This is a genomic window from Aneurinibacillus sp. REN35 (assembly GCF_041379945.2).
GTDB lineage: Bacteria > Bacillota > Bacilli > Aneurinibacillales > Aneurinibacillaceae > Aneurinibacillus.
On sequence record NZ_JBFTXJ020000008.1, the window covers coordinates 95713 to 113400 of the forward strand.

The window sequence follows — 17688 nt, forward strand, 5'->3', positions numbered from 1 at the left end:
GCTGCCGCATATATACGGCAGCCTTTCTCCTTTATATTGTCCAATCGTCTAAACTCTGCGCCGTATATGTCGGCTTTACCACTGCTCCTGCAATGTCAGCTTGCTTGCTGAATCCACTGTATACAAGAAGCGTATCCACCCCGCTGTTTCCACCGGCTGCAATGTCTGTCTCCAGATTATCCCCAATCAGCAGCACCTCATCGGATTGAAGACCAAGCCGCTCCAACGCCAGAGTAATAATGGCCTCCTCCGGCTTCCCGACATATAAAGGCTCTGTTCTTGTTGCATAGGAGATGGCGGCTGTAAGCGATCCATTGCCAGGCACAAGTCCTTCCTCTGTCGGAATCGCGCGGTCGCAGTTCGTCGAAAGAAAACGGGCTCCCCCATAAATCGAAAGCGTTGCCTGCTTCATTTTCTCATAACTAAATTGCCGGTCAATGCCGACAACTACATAGGAAGCGGGCGCTTTCTCTACAATAGAATATCCTGCTTCAGCTAGTGCCGTCCTAAGCCCTGTCTCGCCAATCGCAAGTACAGTGACAGGGGCCTGGGTCTTTTCCTTACTCACCAACTTCTCTATAGTTTCAGCCACTGCCATACTCGACGTGAAGAAATCCTCTGGCTTGGCATCAAGTCCCATTCCACTCAACTTGTTCGCGAGCGCTTCCGGTGTCAGCGATGAATTGTTCGTGACATACAGATATGGAATTTCTCTTTCCTTTAACGCTTCAATAAATGTGACAGCCTCCGGAATCACCTCACCACCCCTATAAATCGTACCATCAAGATCAAGTAAATACCCCTTATATGTACGCTGTGTCATCGTATGCCTCCTTCTTATTCCTCTCCTCTACACTTTCTTGATCATATCATACAACAGTGAAGGCCAATGCAGGTGCGCCCAGTAAGCAGAAGAGTATTTTAATTTGCTTGACAAATCAAATAAAGCATTCTACATTTTAAAGAATCAAGTCAGAAACTTATATATACTTATCAAGAGATGGTTGAGGGACTGGCCCAATGATACCCGGCAACCTGCCGCACGATACGGTAAGGTGCTACCTCCTGCAGAATCTGCATTCTGAAAGATAAGGTTCCGATTGTATGCGCGCCCTTCTTTCGAATGCGAAGAAGGGTTTTTGTTTTGAAACGTGTGAGAATAAGGAGAGTGATCGTCATGTCATACCGTACACTTAGTGAGCAAGAGGCCGTTGAATATGCTCGCAGCATCCCCGGTCTTTTTCCACAGGATGCCAAACTGACCAGTCATGAGATCGGAGATGGAAATTTAAATTTTGTCTTCCACATTAAAGACGAAGGTCCATCCGGCAAAAGCATCATCTTCAAACAAGCGCTGCCGTATGTACGCGTAATCGGTGATTCCTGGCCGCTTACACTTGATCGCGCCCGCATTGAGAGTGAAGCACTTATTCTTGAAAATGAACTGTGTCCTGGGTCCGTTCCTATTGTCTACCACTATGACACAGAGCTTGCATTAATCGTCATGGAGGACCTGTCCGCCTACCAAATTATGCGCAAAGCACTTGTTGAAAGAAAGCGCTATCCTAATTTCGCAAAACATATTGGTACATTTCTGGCCCGAACGTTGTTTCTAACATCCGATTTGGCCATGCCGCCGGTAGAGAAAAAAAGAAAAGCAGCTTCCTTCATCAATCCGGAGCTCTGCAACATTACAGAGAGCTTCGTATTTACCTATCCGTTCCAAGATGATCCGTCCAACTCCTACAATCCGCTTATCTCTAACGCCGTGCAGCGCATCTGGGCAAATGATGATCTGCGGCTTGAGGTAGCCAAGCTCAAAGACGGCTTCATGACACGGGGACAGGCGCTTCTGCATGGAGATCTCCATACGGGAAGCATCATGGTAACGGAAGACGATACCAAAGTGATCGACCCGGAATTCGCTTACTACGGTCCAATGGGATTTGATATCGGCGCTGTTCTTGCCAATCTTCTGCTAAACTATGCCGCACACGAAGGGCATACGTTAGACCCTCAGGAAAGAGATGCATATCAGAACTACTTGCTAGAGACTACCGCTGATGTATGGCGGGTCTTCGAAGCTGAGTTCCGTACCTTATGGACGGAGCAGGCGCATGAGCCGTATGCGAAGGTTCCCGGCTACCTGGATGCATACCTTCATAGCATACTGCAGGATACGGCAGGCTATGCCGGCTGCAAAATGATGCGGCGCATAATCGGTCTTGCCCATGTTTCTGATCTAGAGAGCATCAGCGATCCGATTCTTCGCGCGAAGGGGGAGGCGCTCGCGCTTACCATCGGCCAAGAGCTAGTTCTCAAGCGCGGGCAGTTTCAGCAAATTGACGATCTAATTTCACTTATCTCCGCTTCAGTTATACAAAAGTAGCCTACACAAAAAAGAACCGCACCGAATCTAATTCGGTGCGGTTCTTTTCACGCTTGCTTCGTGTCTTCTCCATCTTTCTTATGAATAATATATACGCAATTATCGCCTCCGGTGGCCATGCATTCTTCCTGCTCCACCTTCGCATTCAGCACGTTTTCAAACAGTGTTTTCTCACAATTACATGCATATACATATTCCTTGGCGACTGTTGAGATCGGACAATTCGATTCGACGAAAATATATTTACCGGTTTGTTCGTCCTTTTTCAGCTCAACCATGTATCCTTTTTCATTCTGCATCTTCACAAGCGCTTCAAGCTTCTTCTCAAAGTCACTATCAGAAGGCACAATGTCACGATATAGACTCTCCTGGCGCTGCTGGCGAAGCCGAAAAAGTGCCTCCACCATATGTGCACCCTGTAACTCTTCAATATCATTAAGGAATTCTAACGTGAGATCCTGATAATTCTTAGGAAACATATTGTCGGCTTCCTCGGACAGCGAATATACATTGGTTGGGCGTCCCATTGCTTGACGCAAAAGACGTGACTCAATCAAATTATCCCGCTCTAATGTATTAAGGTGACGGCGCACAGCCATTTCGGTAATGCCTAGTTCTTGCGCCATATCGCCTACCGTCATTGAACCTTTCATCTTCAGCATATGCAAAATTTGGTTGCGCGTAGAAGAGGATTTGTCTTTGTTCATCTTCCTTCACCTTCCTCTCCTATATTGTACTTGATTTTATGAAATAAGTAAATTTCTATACAATATAATATAAAAACTATCGTGACGATGTTATCGGAATTATAGCAGTTCTTTTTTCAAGTAATCGCGTACACGCACCGGAAACTGTTGCAAATGAGAGAAATGGGTACACAGCATGGTCCTCACTGTGTGCCGATCCACATCCGTATAGGTAGTAATCAACATCTTGCGGGCGTTTACTACATAACGCAGCGATTCCGCCATCTCCGGCTCAACGACGGTCTCGTCCTCTAGAATATCAACGATGTCTTCGTAGCTGCCCGGGTCCCGCATAATAAAGCCATCAATCAGATAATTGCCTACATCCGCTACCGTCTCAAGCGCAATGTGCAGCGCTCGTTCAAGCGCAAGCACTGTCAGAGCATCGGCAGCTTCCTCGCTATCCTGTATCACGGGAGCAATATAAAACAGCACCTGTTCAAGATAGGTTAAATGTTCTTCAATTTTTTCTACATTTACTTGATACATCCTATTCGTCCACTCCTATTTATCGTTCTTTTTCTTTTTTCTTTTTGATGCAACAATGGTGATAACAAATGTTAAAATGAGCAGAGTAAAAATGGTTACACCCTGCATAATATTCTCCATTTCCATTTCATTCACTCCTTGCAAGAGATCCCCTATTGCCTCAGTATACCATGACTGAAAGTGTTCGGACATTGCCCTACACTTGCGGTTATCATATAATTGCCATAGAAAAAGAACGTGGTAGACTTACCGCATATAATAAACACATTCCATAGGAGGGTCAGATTATGTCACAGCATGGAGATTGGACATTTTTATATGATCATACAGAAGAAACAAAAACAAGATATGTAAGCTTCATCGGGGAGACTGCCCGTCATGATCTTGCGATTATTAAAACAAAGAATTTCTACGGGAAAAGTCTTGTGCTTAATATCCTCACCCACCGTATGGCAATCCTTGGACAGAAAGATTTAGATGAAGAGGGTTATCTAGAGGAAGCATTCAATATGACGGAGGAAGAAGCGGAAGAACTGCGGGAGTTTTTGCGTTTAAGCATTTAATTCCCTGCATAAAACTACCTGATCTGCTTGATACTACCCCTATCCTGATATGTGAAGAAGGAGGGGGTTTTTTGTTGTTTCGCAAACCACTATCCGTTAAGCGCGAAGAACAATTTAGACCGCTTAAGACAGAGGAGAGCGTGATTCATACGCGTTATCCTGAAGAGTTTCCTGAGGGTCCATATGGTACGGCAGCATTCGCCCATCCATTCCTTGGCAAAGAATCCTGGGATACGGGGGAGAAGGTGCAGTCTGCCTTCGCCTACGAATACCGTTCGCTGCATGAAGGCATTCCTCGCCAAGACCCCGGCGCTCATCCAACACATGACAATCCAGCCGAAAATGAAGATCCGATGCTCAATGAGGTAAAGACCGGAATGAGAGAAGATCAATAAGACATAGGTGCAGATTACAATTCCATGCAAAAAGGACTTGTCCGGCTGATGCGGCAAGTCCTTTTGTGTGCTATTCAGGATGAACAGGCTGCTTTTCTTTATGATCCTTCAGCTCTTTTGATTCTTTTGGTTTTCCTCTACGGGAGCGAGAACGGCGCTTATCGCGGCGCTTGCCGTCCTTATTGCGCGGAGGCTTCTCTTCCCCTTTTTCCGTCTGGGTCTGCTCGTCTTGATCCACATGCTCCGCCTCTTCCGTATCATCAATACGGGTAGCCTGCTTGACTTTCTTGAGCAAAAAATACGGGCAGCCGAAATTACAGTATTCCATAATGTATTCATCAAGAAAGCTAATGCGTGAATCAAACGGGGCTTTGCGGTTTGTATCTTCGTAAAACCCTTTCAACCGAAGCTGGCCGTATCCCCAGTCGCCCACGATATAGTCAAATTTAGTTAAGATGTCGCTGTACCGCTCTTTGAATGTTTCTTGGATAAAACCGTCTTTATTTTCCTCAATTAATTCGTAGACCTGGTCCTGGACCCGTATCACTTCAGCTGCCTCCTCTCCGGCCACCGGCTTGGTGGTTTGCGCCTCCTATTTTACCACAATTTCTTGTGCCGCACACAAATTTGCCACGAAAACTATAGTGCACCGCGGGTATTCTACACAGTAGGAGGTGTACCAATGAAAAAATTCTTATCAGTGCTTTCTGCAGTAGGTCTTGCCGTATCACTCGCTGCTTGTTCGCCAGCAGCAAATAATGCACGAACAAATGAATACCGGCCGATGAACGTCGGACCGAATAACCCGACCGGAACGGTTACGGGCTATGATAAATACCACCGCTATAACAATGCCGCCGGATATGGTACCGGTAACTATGGCACTACCGGATATACGACAGGGCCACACGCTGTTGGCGATGGTCGGTACGATACGTACCGAAACGGTGTGATCAAGGATCAGACCAACCACCGTCCCGGCGTACTCCGCGATTCCCGTGACAGAATCATGCGCACGCAGGGTATGAATGATCTAGGCATCAACCAAAACGGACAGCGGATGTATGGCACAGGCTATTCTCCATACGGAACCGGTGGAACCACCGGCACGTACGGAATGGACGGCACTGCCGGCATGTATGGCATGTACGGCTATCACGGACAGCAGCACTCCATTTATCAGCCAAAACCAGGCGGATACGGCACTTCTACACAAAGCGCCCAGCCACGCGTCGGGTATGCACACCTTAGTGACAACCAAGGTGCTGCCGGCCGCACGCACAGCGGTACGACCGTGCAAAACCGCACCATGCCAAACGGAAACACGATGCATCAGGGACAGAACATGGGTGTAGCCGGGGTTCACGTTGATCGTCAAATGCTCGCTTCCGCTGTATGCGGTGTAGCTAAACAGGTTCCCGGTATAAAGCAGGCAACCGTACTGGCAACCGATAACCAGTTGTTCGTCGGCTGTGATACATCCGGCATGACGCCTGCACAGGCGCAGAAAGCACTGGAAAAAGTGCAGAAGGGCTGCGAAAACGTATCGCCGCGCTACTACAAAGTATACTCAACAAACGATCAGAACATTATCAGCAAAGTACAAACGCATGCTACACAAATGGGGAACAAAACCGATCAGCAGTTTGAACAGATGATCGGCCACACAGCTAACAACATGCACAAGCTGTCCACAAACAGTGAATCAAACAAAGCCAGCAGCAGCAAAGCCGGAGCTCCTGCGCATCCTAAGCATAAGCACAAGTAAGAAAACAAGCCCTGCCGCGACATCGGCAGGGCTTGTTCATTGTATGGGGTTTTATTTACAGCGCTTTGGCCGCTGATTCCACCTGCTCATGCGCATGATATGAACTGCGCACCAGCGGGCCGGATTCTACATGCTTAAATCCACGCTTTATGCCTTCTTCTTTAAGCACAGCGAACTCATCTGGATGGTAGAACTTCTGCACCGCCAAATGCTTTGGAGACGGCTGTAAATATTGTCCGATTGTGAGAATGTCCACATCAACCCGACGCAGATCATCCATAGTCGCAATAATCTCTTCAGTCGTCTCGCCAACACCGATCATAATGCTCGACTTTGTTGGAATCCTTGGCTGAAACTCTTTTGATTTTGCAAGTAATGCCAGCGTTCGGTCATACTTAGCTTTTGAACGCACACGATCAGATAAACGCTCAACAGTCTCAATGTTATGGTTAAGAATATCTGGTTTTGCATCCATTACTAAGCGTAGCGCATCCCAATTGCCAAGGAAATCAGGAATTAATACCTCCACACTGCACATTGGCGTCCGTTTGCGTATCGCTTTAATGGTTTCTGCAAAAATCATGGCACCGCCATCTTTAAGGTCATCACGCGCTACCGACGTAACAACAACGTGAGCAAGTCCCATCTGCTCGGTCGCTTCAGCCACACGTTCCGGCTCAGCGAGGTCAAGCTCAGTTGGAAGCCCTGTCTTCACCGCACAAAAACGACAGGCCCTCGTACATAAATCCCCAAGGATCATAAACGTAGCCGTTCGATTCGCCCAACATTCATATATGTTTGGACAGCGCGCTTCTTCACAAACCGTATGCAGCGTCTTACCCCGCATCATTCGCTTCAGCTCTTTGAAGTTCTCACCTGTGTTCAGTTTGATTTTCAGCCATTCTGGCTTACGTTCTGCCATGAAGCGCTCATCTCCAATCTGTTGTCGTTTTACCTCTCCCCTATTGTAAAAAAGCATGGACAGTAAAGCAATTCCAAATGCTCATAAAATCATCCGGGATGCGTACACTAAGCCCAAGACTTTTCATTACGGAGGACGCTATGTGGTATAAAGCATTACTTCTTATTCTAGCCTCGATTCTGCTGTTTATCCCGCTGCCCGCAAAGGCTGGAGCAAAAGAAGCGAACACAGCGGAAGCAGCAGCACGGGAGCGGCAGATCCTGTTTGAACACATGCAGGCCATTACAGGAATCCCATGGTATTATCTGGCCGCAGTAGATCAATATGAACGCAGCATTCATAAAAGCGCAAAGAAAAAAGACGATCATACAAAAGCGCAAACCCGCAAGACCGGCATCGTATTTACCCCGGAAGCATGGGGTGGATTTCTCAATCCCAATCCCGATGATACCAATCCGACCAGCATAGCCTTTTTTGGAGGCATAGGCAAGGACGGTGACGGGGATGGAAAGGCGGAAGCCGACAATGATCTTGATATCGTCTATACGATGGCCAGCCACCTAAGTGAGTACGGCTATACAGAAGATGATATCCGTATTGCGCTGTGGAATTATTATGCACGTGATAAAAATGTGGAGATCATCTCTGAACTTGCCAGTCTATACAGGCATCATAACACACTTTACCTGGTGGGAAGTGCATTCCCTGTTCCGCTTACCTATAGCTACAGCTATCGCAGTACATGGGGAGATCCGCGCGGCTGGGGCGGACGCCGCATTCATGAAGGAACCGACATTTTTGCAGGATATGGGACACCTGTTCGTGCCACCAAACACGGTGTAATCGAGACAATGGGCTGGAATCCGTACGGCGGCTGGCGGATCGGCATTCGGGATATTGATTCCCTCTATCACTACTATGCACACCTTAACGGCTTCAACAAAAAGTTTAAGGCAGGCGATATTGTACGCCCCGGCGATGTGATCGGCTATGTCGGCAGTTCAGGATACGGAAAACCCGGAACCTCAGGCAAGTTCCCTCCTCATCTGCATTACGGCGTGTATCGTGATAATGGCAGAACGGAATACTCCTATGATCCGTATCCGTTATTAAAGCGCTGGGAGCGGGATGAATATAATGCAAAGAGGAAACGAAAATAATGGGAGACGAGGAGATTTCATGCGTATCGCACCGCGTTTCTCGCTGCGCTCCCTTCTCTCCCTGCTGCTTGTTCTCTCCTGTCTGTCTGCTCCCTCATACGGACATGCTTTGGAGGATGAGGTTCATATTGTCATCAATAAAACAACCAATCGCTTAACTATTTTTGTAAATGATACGCCCGTTTACGTCTTTCCTGTAGCCACCGGCAAAAATAAGCATCTGACTCCAGAGGGTGAGTTTTTGGTGATTACACAGGTAGAAAACCCGTGGTATGTGCCGAAGAATGTACCCGGGGGCAGTCCCCAAAATCCGCTAGGTACACGCTGGCTTGGCCTTAATGTGCCGGGAACCGGAGGCTATAAATATGGCATCCACGGCACAAACAATCCAGCAAGCATCGGACATCACGTAAGTCAGGGCTGTATCCGTATGCGCAATAAAGATATCGAATGGATGTACCGCAATATTCCACTCGGAACAAGAGTGGTTATTACGAGCAATACAAATAAGGCTAGAGAAAAAAACAAATCTGCCCCGTAAAAAACAGGGCAGATCCTTTTTATGTTTTCCGGCAATAATAGACGAATGCGGGCAGAAAATTCAGCGGCACATATCTAATGGTCATCTCATCAAATGTAGCACGCAAATATTTACGCATCTGAAGTGAAAATTGAAACATAATGAAATACCCACCCGGTTTCAAGGACTGATATACCATGCTCATTAAAGCTTCATTTTGTTCCTTAGAAAACCAGGACACGGGAAGTGCTGAAATGATGCAGTCCATTTGCATAATCTTATGTTTTTGCATCATTTCGAGAAGCGAGAAAGCATCTGCGTATATAGGTGTAGCTGGAAATTCTTCTTGTAGGTGCTGCTTAAGACTTTCCTCATTCTCAAATACGAGAAGCGATTCAATGGATGGACATTGATTCACAAGCGCACGGGTTAGCACTCCGGTACCAGCCCCTAACTCTGCTACCGTTGCTGGCTGTATCCGATTTACATGCTGCGCAATATGCTTGACCAGAAACGGAGAGCTTGGGATTAAACTGGCTACCTGGAGCGGAGAGCGAAAAAAGCTTTTCAAAAAAAGAACTTTATCCATAACTGTTTCTCATCCTTTTATCCAATGAATTATTATTAGCATTATGTATGCGCTGCTGCATTATACGCTACTTTTCTTTACCCCTTGCTCCGAAATAACCAAACATAGCCCTACCTTATCGTTTTAACGTGCGATCAATCAGCCTCTTCCATATGTTCCAAGGAAGATAACGCCTTATCCGAATCATTGTCCACACGCCTCTTCCAATCGGATAGCGCAGCGCAGGACGCTTGACTGTAGCTGCATGGACAATAAGCTCAGCCACTTCCTTCGGATCTCCATACTTAGACATTCCCGCTGTTAGATGTTCATCTATGGCTTGCAGCAGGGAGGCGTATGGTGAGTCTATACTTTTTGATTGAGCTGCAATCCGTTTTCCTGTTGACCAGATCGTAGTCGCATACGATCCCGGCTCAATTAACACAACATCAATACCGAAGCGGCTTACTTCTAAGCCTAAGCTCTCGCTGTATCCTTCCACCGCAAACTTAGAGGCCACATAAGGGGCAAGCCCTGGAAATCCCATCCGGCCACTAATGCTGCTCATATTGATAATTCTTCCGCTCATTCTCTTACGCATCAGCGGAAGTACAGCCTGAGTAACACGTATGACACCGAAAAAATTCGTCTCAAACTGCACGCGCCACTCTTCCATACTAATCTCCTCTGCAAAACCGCCCAGCGCAAAACCGGCATTGTTCACCAATACATCCACCCGGCCTATAGATTGCAGAAAGGCTTCTAAGCGTATAATGGATGCTTCCGAAGCTACGTCTAAAGAATAAACATATAGCCTGTTCTCGACTCCTTGCTCACGCGCTAAAGCAAGCACAGCATCCTGCTTTTTTGTATCACGCATGCTGGCGATAACACAAAATCCCGCCTTCGCAAGCTCCACCGAACATAGCAGGCCAAATCCGGCCGATGATCCCGTCACGAGGGCAACCGGATCATTCTCCTGATTAAAGGATTTCATATACATCCGTATACTTTTTCTCCAAATACGAAGTTAAATAATTCGCGTTAATTCCTTCCCCTGTGGCACGCAAAATGATTTCAGAAGGCGCAAGCAGCTTACCATGACAGTGCACATGCTCTCTCATCCACCCTGTAATCACCGCAAATTCACCCTGCCGTACAGCGTCCTGGTAATTCGGGATGGAGCGTGCTAATGCCGCTTCAAGCTGTGCAGCATACATATTACCGAGCGAATAGGTAGGGAAGTAACCAAAGTCGCCGCCGGACCAGTGGACATCCTGCAGTACACCTCTTGCATCATCGGGCGGTACAAGTCCTAGATATTCCTCCATCTTCTCCGCCCATGCACCCGGCAGATCAGCCACCTGCAAATCTCCCATAATAAGCGCCTTTTCCAATTCATAACGCAGCATAATATGCAGATTGTAAGTCAGCTCATCCGCCTCAATTCGAATCAATGACGGTTGTACTTGATTGAAGGCACGGTAGAGATCGCGCACAGAAGCACCAGATAGCTGCTCTGTAAATGCACCCGATACATCCGAACAAAAATAGCTCCAGAACGCCTCACTGCGTCCGATCATATTCTCGAAAAAACGGGATTGGGATTCATGGATGCCCATCGAAGCGCCTTCCGCAAGCAACGTTCCCGTTAGTTCCTTAGCAATATTCTGCTCATATATTGCATGTCCGGCTTCATGAATGGAACTGAACAGCGCCATCTCAATGTCATGCTCATAAATTTTCGTTGTAATCCGCACATCCCCCGGATTCAGTCCTGTCGCAAATGGATGCACGCTCTTATCCAACCGTCCAGCCGAAAAATCATAGCCAATTTTCTTTAGTATCTGCCGATTGAGCTGAAGCTGTTTCTCAGCAGGATACAGACCGGCTAGAAATGAAACATCCGCCGGCTTTCCGCTTTCTTGGATACGATGCAGCAGCGACACAGATTTTTGACGAAGATCCGCAAACAACGGGTCCATCATCTCCACCGTAATCCCCGGCTCATACCGGTCAACGAGCGTATTGTAACGGTGTCCCTCATAGCCCCAAATCTCGATGAATTGATTCAAATAGCCGATGATGCGTTCAAGGTACGGTCGAAACAACGAGAAATCAGACGTATGCTTTGCTTCCTCCCATACGACTTGTGCTTTGGACGTAAGAATCGTATACTCCTGAAACAGCGCAGGTGGAATGCTTTTGTTTCTCTCATATTCTTTTCGCCTCTCCCGCACCATTGCCTGTGTTATCGGGTCTAGCTGCGCATGTGCCTCCTCTTCACCCAGCCGCGCCAACAGCTCATACATCTCCTGGGCAATGCTCATCTTGAAAAACTCGGTAGACAGCATGCCTATAACTTCAGCGCGCTGTTCCTTTCCTTTTGGCGGTGCACCTGTCGCCATATCCCAGCTTAATACTGCGGCGGCCTCATGATAATCAGCCATCTTTCTAACGTATGTGTGAAATGTATGTACGGTCTCTTGTATGTTGTGAGACATGTGCAATCCTCCTTATCGTTCCTTCCTCATTACTTCTCTATTGCCTTCCCCCTCTCCTCCTATCGGATAACCTCCACAGTAAGGACATATCTAAGAAAGAAGCCGCCAACCAAAAGATTGACGGCTTCTCGCTTCTATTCTGATTGTTATATGGAGAATCGACGAATAATATCATGCAGTTCATCTGCCATACGGGAGAGCATCGCAGAAGATGATGAGATTTCCTGCATGAAGGCCATCTGCTCTTCTGTCGCTGCAAATACAGTTTGAATATCTGCCGAATTGGTATCCGTTATACGAGCAATCATATCCATTGTGGCCGCAATCTCCTGCGTACCGCCAGATACCTGCTCCACAGCAGAAGATACCGTTTCGAATTCGGCTGCCGCTTCAGCAATCGACCCTTGAATCCTTGTGAACAATTCTCCGGCTGCTCCTACGACTGCAATACCTGCGGCGACCTCCTTTGTACCCTGGTGCATAGATTGAACAGCAGCCTGCGTCTCCTGTTGAATGGCATGGATTAACATGGCGATTTGTCCTGCTGATTGCGCCGACTGCTCCGCCAGCTTGCGCACTTCATCGGCTACGACAGCAAAGCCTTTGCCATGCTCCCCGGCACGTGCCGCTTCAATCGCGGCATTGAGCGCCAACAGATTGGTCTGTGTGGAGATCGCTGTGATCACCTCGATGATCTGACCGATTTCGTTGGAACGGCTGCCAAGCCCTTTGATAATATCGGAGAGTTCATGCACCGTCTTATCAATCGCCCGCATTTGCGCTACAGCCTGCTGAAGCGCTTCGTTTCCTTCCTCGGCCATATCCTTAGTCTGCAGGGCGGCATGGTTGACGAATTGGGCATGAGTGGCCATCTCTTGCGCACCCGCTGACATTCCTGCAATGGTTCGTACGCTTTGCTCCATGCCGCTTACCTGGCGCTCTGAGCCGCCCGCCACTTCCTGCATAACGGATGTAATCTGCTCGGTCGCCTCGTTGGTTTGTTCGGCGCTTGCAGCAAGCTCTTGCGAGGAAGCAGCAAGCTGCTCCGACTTATGGTTGACCTCCCGAATAAGTACAGCAAGCGAATCGGCCATGTGATCGAAGCTTTCGCTAAGTTCGCCCAACTCATCCGTAGAATTCATATTGATGCGCTCCGTTAAATCGCCCTCGCTAATGCGATGAGCAGCCTCATTTATTCTTTTCAGCGGTACGATAATGGAACGTATAACGAAAAAGCTGCGCACTGCTCCATACAATAAAGCTACTGCCAGTACGCCAACCGTCATCCAAAAAATCGGACTCGCCTCGTCTTTTGCCTCTGAGACATTCATCGCCCCTGCAATTTTCCACCCGGTCAATTCATTCGTAGCAAAAAATAGTCGCTTTTCCACTCCATCGGACGTATCGATGAATTCGCCCTCAGCAGATGCGAACATTTTAGCAGTCAGGCTGGCCTGTGCTTCTTCCCCTGCCTTTTGCAATGGATGAGAGACAAGTTTCTTCGTCTGGTCGACAATAAATGCATAGCCCTCGCGACCAATTTTAATATGATTGACATTGTCGGAGAGCGCGCGCAGATTCAAATCAACCCCTACAACACCGCTTCCACCCTTCAATAAGGCAGAGATGGTTACTACTACGCTGCCTGATTCCGCATCTACATACGGTTCCGTGATGGCGATACCGCCTTTTTGGGCTACAGCCTTCTCATACCATATGCGGGTTCGTGGATCATATCCTTTCGGGAGATCCCCTTTTGGTATGAGCAGCATTTGTCCCGTCTTCAGCGCAGTAAACGTATGCAGGATTTCTGGATGCAGTTGTTGAAAAGCCGTAAGCTTTTGCAGCACCTCCGCCTGATTTACCTGCGCACCCGGCCCTTCTAGGGTCGCCGCCATAAATTCAATATCCTTTATCGCCGGTTCAATCGTACGAGTAATAAATTTATCCAGCACACTAACATTTTCTTTTGCACTATAGATGATTTTTTCTTCTACCTTCCGCTTGGCCGTCTCATAGGAAGTACCTCCGATAACAAGGCTTGGAAGCAGCAAGATGACGGCAAAAGCCATAATTAGTTTACTTTTAATACTTTTCCTTTTCTTTTTCATATAAATATCCTGCCTTCTTCTTTTTTCACAAAACATTATTTATTCCTTTTACTTACCCAAGGTAAGTTATCGGACTTTTTTCTCAGAACTTTAATGTTAGATCATCCTTAATCCCTACCATTTTGTTTTTGTTCATATAAAAAAAGCGAGGCTCTTATACCTTCGCTTTTTTTTATATGAATATTTACTTCTAATATGGATCAATTTCTTGGCCGCTTTGCAAGTCAATCACTTTGTCCTTATGCTGCGGAACGCCTATTGTCTTACTTGCCGGCGCCGGCTTCTTATTCTCCACCCAATCCACTAACAGATCAAAACATTGATGTGCGTATGGAAGAAGCGGCTGCATTTCTTTATCCGGGTCCAGCTTTCCCCACACCAAACCATCTACATGATTTCCCTTCTCAATTTGATATAGACGGTAAAGCGAAGCTTTTCCAGCCTGTTTCACCAGCTTCTCGTAAGCGTTTGCATGAATATCCGGGAAAATCAATGCATCCCATGTTCCGGTAACACTGAGCAGCGGTACCCTAATATTTCCTGTATTTTCGATATGAGCTACCTCTTGTTTGACAAAGCCAGGTCGTTTCGTATAATCATATGCTTCATATATCTGATCCTGCGAGCGGTCACGCAAACCATCTGGGTTAAACTTTACATATTCACGCCAGTCCAGCGCACCCGGCGCTTTCGGATCAATCTCATTGCGGTACGTGTTCAGTGTAAGAAACCAATAGGCTTGATCATAATACGCCCACAGCTTCTCAGAGCCTTTAGGCACACCAGAAGCGTACAGCCTCTGCCTGGCTTCCTCCCTCTCTTTTCCCTGTCCATAAATCGCCGCCTCCGCATGATTGACTACTGTAGTGAGCGATGTAATCAAATTCTCTTCTTTTGCCTGCCACAATACACCTTCCCAATCTACCCCGCCATCAAATAGAGCTGCTTCTTTTGTTTTTTTCGGATCATCATGTTCAAGTGCATAGCGTACCACGTATCCTCCGTTTGAGATTCCCATCGCATACGTCGGAATTGGATGCTCAGGCTTAACCAGTTTACTTGCCGGATTTGCAGCATCTGTAGGATCAATCAACTGTTTTGAATGATGTGCTGTTAGGTACGTCTGTGCGGCCTTGGTAACCTGTCTAAAGCGCTGATGCCATTCACGAATCGAGTCTTCCTCTGCCACAAGCGGATTTTTTGCTTTGGCCAGTGGATCGGCAGGGTCTTCTTCCCCCTGTGTTCCCTTGTCAATAGCCGCAAAGGCGTAGCCTTTGCCTACCACATAATCGCTAAATAATAGATCGGTAGATGTCTCATTCCGTGTTCCCGGTATTCCTGATGCAACCAGTTTTCCGTTCCAATTGTCTGGAATACGGATTACGAATCGGGCATCCTCGAACATACCCGTAATCTGTTTCCCTGTGATCGCGGCCGGACGATACATACGATGCCAGCCTGTTCCTTCCGCTTTGCTGCCCCATTCAGTCGGTGCGAGCGCCGCGTTCCCGCCTATTGCAGCTTTTGTATATTGCACAGGATTCTTTGTTGTTAGCCAATTTTCTTCCTTACCATCAAACACGCTCACAGCCACGCTGTGTGCTCCCGGGATAACGGGCGAATAGGCTGCCTGGATACTCTCTGTATGTACGGTAAAGGGAATGCTGGGAAACAATAAGGCTGCTGTTACTACTGCCGCGCTCCATTTCTTCTTCATCAATCCTCTCTCCCTTCACTTTGCAGTAAACAAAAACGAAGCCTCGTAATCTCGTATATGCTATAAAGATGTTCTATCCACTTGTTATGATCCATCCTTTTCCCACCTTTGTTCTTTAATATGAACTCATTTTTATATAAAGCAATAAGCATGCCATGTAGAAGAAGCAGGTATACCGCTTTTTTTCTTACAACTCCTTAGATTAAATTCTAATTATTCGGAAATATATTTTGATATGTACCTTGAAAAAGAGGAACGATACAGGTTCCACACAATTCCATAATTCTGGACAGATTTTAATATTTTGGAAAAGGAGATAAAAAAAGGCCGCCTTATTAGGCGGCAGAGGAAAAGGGGGAGAATATAGGGAGACACTTACTCCTATAACTACTATTATCATTCCCCTTTTCCCTATATGTTAAACCGTATAAACGGTTTTTTTACAATTATACGTAACAATATTTTTGTAAAATAAGCTTACTTGCTTCATATGCGCTGTGGAAAGATAGTTCAGAGAGCTGTCCCTTTCCTTCGCACCAGTCTCCCGCAAAGAATACATTGCGGTAATCAGGCAGATAAAGCGGCATGGCTTCCTGGTTCATCGTCCATTTGATTTCTTGTGCTGCTGCACGCTTTGATACACGCGGTACAACGAGATGATCGCGCCAGCCAGAGAAATGCTTATCATATAGCGCTTCGATCTTCTCGTGGTATTCCTGCACTTTCTCTTTATCCTTTAGATCCTCTTCTGACAAGTATGCAATCGCCTGTAGAAGCTGACCGCCTTCCGGCACACACGTCTCATCATAATGTGAGATGTCGGTAATGAACATCTTGTTCTGCTTATCATAAATATAGGTGTACGGTACATCAATCCGCTTGTCTAAGCCGATATCATATACATACACATAGCTTGGATCATAGCTGGAATACTGCTTGATGAAATGCTCGATCTTCGTGCCGCCGACGACCTTCTCCAGTTCCTTCGGCGGAATGCAGAAAAGGAATTCCTGGCCGGTGAATGCTCCCTGTGTCGTCTGTACCGTCGTAATACGATGGCTCTCTCCTTCTACAGACTCTACCTTTGCCTTCGTAACGATTGTACCGCCGTTCTCTTCAATCACACGGACGAATTCCTGAATAAGTGCCTGCCAGCCTCCACCAATATAAGCTACGGGCTTATTTGTCGTAAAAAGACGTTGATAGTAGTTGAAGAAGACATCGGAAGGAATACGCTCAGGCTCACGTGTAAAGAAGTTAGAAGAAGCAAGCGTCAGCATCATTTCCCGCACATCACTGCTTACGTTTTTCTCTTCCATCCATTTCTCAATAGACATATGCGGATGTCCTTTTTCCATATGAAGCATCGTCTTAAAGATATTAAATGTAAACTTAATCTTACCAAGACTGTTTAAAATAGATGTATTAAATAGGCCTTGGATGTTAGCGGGCATGTCTGTTAATTTGTCACCAATATCATATTTTGCTTTATTTGGCACAAAGTCGCGCCAATCAATATGAATGCCCAATTCTTTTTCAAATTTGCGCAGCACGGAACTGTCCCGCCCATAGATCGCATGAGCTCCAAAGTTGAATGAGAAGCCTTTCAATTTTAATGTAACGGCCCGTCCACCCAGGTTGCCCCGTTCTAGTACAACGACCTTCTTTCCATTCTTCGCCAGGTAAGCTGCCGATGATAAACCAGCCAGTCCCCCCCCAACGATAACCGCATCATAGAGGGTTGCTTCAGTAGTTTCCATGTTGATAACATCTCCCATTGTGCAAATTGATTTTACACTATATTGGTGTTGCTTATATATTACCATCCAAATATGA

The 17688-nt window shown here is 46.7% G+C and carries 17 protein-coding genes and 1 riboswitch; of the genes, 6 read left to right on the forward strand and 11 right to left on the reverse strand.

What is annotated here, in order from left to right:
* Positions 1-31 precede the first annotated feature (31 nt).
* Positions 32-823, reverse strand: a complete 792-nt coding sequence (locus tag AB3351_RS15530) for a TIGR01457 family HAD-type hydrolase (protein ID WP_371148060.1) — start codon at positions 821-823, stop codon at positions 32-34.
* Positions 824-987: 164 nt separating this feature from the next.
* Positions 988-1095: riboswitch (SAM riboswitch) on the forward strand.
* Positions 1096-1177: 82 nt separating this feature from the next.
* Here AB3351_RS15530 and mtnK point away from each other — a divergent pair.
* Entirely contained in the window at positions 1178-2389 is a 1212-nt protein-coding gene (gene mtnK / locus AB3351_RS15535; RefSeq protein ID WP_371148061.1) for an S-methyl-5-thioribose kinase, read from the forward strand.
* A gap of 47 nt (positions 2390-2436) precedes the next feature.
* Here the strand turns inward: mtnK and AB3351_RS15540 are convergent, their stop codons facing one another.
* Together AB3351_RS15540 and AB3351_RS15545 are read right to left on the reverse strand one after the other, a co-directional pair.
* Positions 2437-3096: a helix-turn-helix transcriptional regulator gene (locus tag AB3351_RS15540; protein ID WP_371148062.1), complete on the reverse strand. Its 660-nt coding sequence runs from the start codon at positions 3094-3096 to the stop codon at positions 2437-2439.
* Positions 3097-3195: 99 nt separating this feature from the next.
* Positions 3196-3624, reverse strand: a complete 429-nt coding sequence (locus AB3351_RS15545) for a DUF86 domain-containing protein (protein ID WP_371148063.1) — start codon at positions 3622-3624, stop codon at positions 3196-3198.
* A gap of 287 nt (positions 3625-3911) precedes the next feature.
* Between AB3351_RS15545 and AB3351_RS15550 the strand changes: the two genes are divergently transcribed.
* On the forward strand, positions 3912-4187 hold the full coding sequence (locus AB3351_RS15550; RefSeq protein WP_371148064.1) for a DUF3055 domain-containing protein: 276 nt from the start codon (positions 3912-3914) through the stop codon (positions 4185-4187).
* A 74-nt stretch (positions 4188-4261) separates the two neighbouring features.
* On the forward strand, positions 4262-4582 hold the full coding sequence (locus AB3351_RS15555; RefSeq protein ID WP_371148065.1) for a hypothetical protein: 321 nt from the start codon (positions 4262-4264) through the stop codon (positions 4580-4582).
* Positions 4583-4652: 70 nt separating this feature from the next.
* Here AB3351_RS15555 and AB3351_RS15560 read toward each other — a convergent pair whose 3' ends face one another.
* Entirely contained in the window at positions 4653-5129 is a 477-nt protein-coding gene (locus tag AB3351_RS15560; protein WP_371148066.1) for a YutD family protein, read from the reverse strand.
* A 135-nt stretch (positions 5130-5264) separates the two neighbouring features.
* On the opposite strand from AB3351_RS15560, the gene AB3351_RS15565 reads away from it, so the two are divergent.
* Complete coding sequence (locus tag AB3351_RS15565) at positions 5265-6350, forward strand: YhcN/YlaJ family sporulation lipoprotein (RefSeq protein ID WP_371148067.1); 1086 nt, start codon at positions 5265-5267, stop codon at positions 6348-6350.
* A 55-nt stretch (positions 6351-6405) separates the two neighbouring features.
* Here AB3351_RS15565 and lipA read toward each other — a convergent pair whose 3' ends face one another.
* Complete coding sequence (gene lipA, locus AB3351_RS15570) at positions 6406-7329, reverse strand: lipoyl synthase (protein ID WP_371148068.1); 924 nt, start codon at positions 7327-7329, stop codon at positions 6406-6408.
* Positions 7330-7412: 83 nt separating this feature from the next.
* Here lipA and AB3351_RS15575 point away from each other — a divergent pair, with 83 nt between their 5' ends.
* A complete protein-coding gene (locus tag AB3351_RS15575; RefSeq protein WP_371148069.1) occupies positions 7413-8432 on the forward strand; it encodes a M23 family metallopeptidase in 1020 nt (339 codons plus the stop codon).
* 19 nt (positions 8433-8451) lie between these two features.
* On the forward strand, positions 8452-8973 hold the full coding sequence (locus tag AB3351_RS15580) for a L,D-transpeptidase (RefSeq protein ID WP_371148070.1): 522 nt from the start codon (positions 8452-8454) through the stop codon (positions 8971-8973).
* 19 nt (positions 8974-8992) lie between these two features.
* On the opposite strand, the gene AB3351_RS15585 is transcribed toward AB3351_RS15580, so the two are convergent.
* From AB3351_RS15585 to AB3351_RS15610, 6 genes are all read right to left on the reverse strand, one after another.
* A complete protein-coding gene (locus tag AB3351_RS15585; RefSeq protein ID WP_371148071.1) occupies positions 8993-9541 on the reverse strand; it encodes a class I SAM-dependent methyltransferase in 549 nt (182 codons plus the stop codon).
* 115 nt (positions 9542-9656) lie between these two features.
* Entirely contained in the window at positions 9657-10523 is an 867-nt protein-coding gene (locus tag AB3351_RS15590) for an SDR family oxidoreductase (RefSeq protein ID WP_371148072.1), read from the reverse strand.
* Positions 10504-12024 carry a carboxypeptidase M32 gene (locus AB3351_RS15595; RefSeq protein WP_371148073.1) on the reverse strand — a complete coding sequence of 507 codons (1521 nt, stop codon included), beginning with the start codon at positions 12022-12024 and terminating at the stop codon, positions 10504-10506. Before AB3351_RS15595 ends, AB3351_RS15590 begins: the two co-directional genes overlap by 20 nt.
* A 146-nt stretch (positions 12025-12170) precedes the next feature.
* Positions 12171-14135, reverse strand: coding sequence for a methyl-accepting chemotaxis protein (locus tag AB3351_RS15600; RefSeq protein ID WP_371148074.1), 1965 nt, complete (start codon positions 14133-14135; stop codon positions 12171-12173).
* 190 nt (positions 14136-14325) lie between these two features.
* On the reverse strand, positions 14326-15852 hold the full coding sequence (locus AB3351_RS15605; RefSeq protein ID WP_371148075.1) for an alpha/beta hydrolase: 1527 nt from the start codon (positions 15850-15852) through the stop codon (positions 14326-14328).
* A 446-nt stretch (positions 15853-16298) separates the two neighbouring features.
* Complete coding sequence (locus AB3351_RS15610; protein ID WP_371148076.1) at positions 16299-17612, reverse strand: phytoene desaturase family protein; 1314 nt, start codon at positions 17610-17612, stop codon at positions 16299-16301.
* Between the last annotated feature and the right edge of the window lie 76 nt (positions 17613-17688).

What these genes read in the sequence shown, in the direction of transcription:
- AB3351_RS15530 (WP_371148060.1), bottom strand. Translation starts at nt 823, where the DNA reads ATGACACAGCGTACATATAAGGGGTATTTACTTGATCTTGATGGTACG.
- mtnK (WP_371148061.1), top strand. Translation starts at nt 1,178, where the DNA reads ATGTCATACCGTACACTTAGTGAGCAAGAGGCCGTTGAATATGCTCGC.
- AB3351_RS15540 (WP_371148062.1), bottom strand. Translation starts at nt 3,096, where the DNA reads ATGAACAAAGACAAATCCTCTTCTACGCGCAACCAAATTTTGCATATG.
- AB3351_RS15545 (WP_371148063.1), bottom strand. Translation starts at nt 3,624, where the DNA reads ATGTATCAAGTAAATGTAGAAAAAATTGAAGAACATTTAACCTATCTT.
- AB3351_RS15550 (WP_371148064.1), top strand. Translation starts at nt 3,912, where the DNA reads ATGTCACAGCATGGAGATTGGACATTTTTATATGATCATACAGAAGAA.
- AB3351_RS15565 (WP_371148067.1), top strand. Translation starts at nt 5,265, where the DNA reads ATGAAAAAATTCTTATCAGTGCTTTCTGCAGTAGGTCTTGCCGTATCA.
- lipA (WP_371148068.1), bottom strand. Translation starts at nt 7,329, where the DNA reads ATGCTTTTTTACAATAGGGGAGAGGTAAAACGACAACAGATTGGAGAT.
- AB3351_RS15575 (WP_371148069.1), top strand. Translation starts at nt 7,413, where the DNA reads ATGTGGTATAAAGCATTACTTCTTATTCTAGCCTCGATTCTGCTGTTT.
- AB3351_RS15580 (WP_371148070.1), top strand. Translation starts at nt 8,452, where the DNA reads ATGCGTATCGCACCGCGTTTCTCGCTGCGCTCCCTTCTCTCCCTGCTG.
- AB3351_RS15585 (WP_371148071.1), bottom strand. Translation starts at nt 9,541, where the DNA reads ATGGATAAAGTTCTTTTTTTGAAAAGCTTTTTTCGCTCTCCGCTCCAG.
- AB3351_RS15590 (WP_371148072.1), bottom strand. Translation starts at nt 10,523, where the DNA reads ATGTATATGAAATCCTTTAATCAGGAGAATGATCCGGTTGCCCTCGTG.
- AB3351_RS15595 (WP_371148073.1), bottom strand. Translation starts at nt 12,024, where the DNA reads ATGTCTCACAACATACAAGAGACCGTACATACATTTCACACATACGTT.
- AB3351_RS15600 (WP_371148074.1), bottom strand. Translation starts at nt 14,135, where the DNA reads ATGAAAAAGAAAAGGAAAAGTATTAAAAGTAAACTAATTATGGCTTTT.
- AB3351_RS15605 (WP_371148075.1), bottom strand. Translation starts at nt 15,852, where the DNA reads ATGAAGAAGAAATGGAGCGCGGCAGTAGTAACAGCAGCCTTATTGTTT.
- AB3351_RS15610 (WP_371148076.1), bottom strand. Translation starts at nt 17,612, where the DNA reads ATGGAAACTACTGAAGCAACCCTCTATGATGCGGTTATCGTTGGGGGG.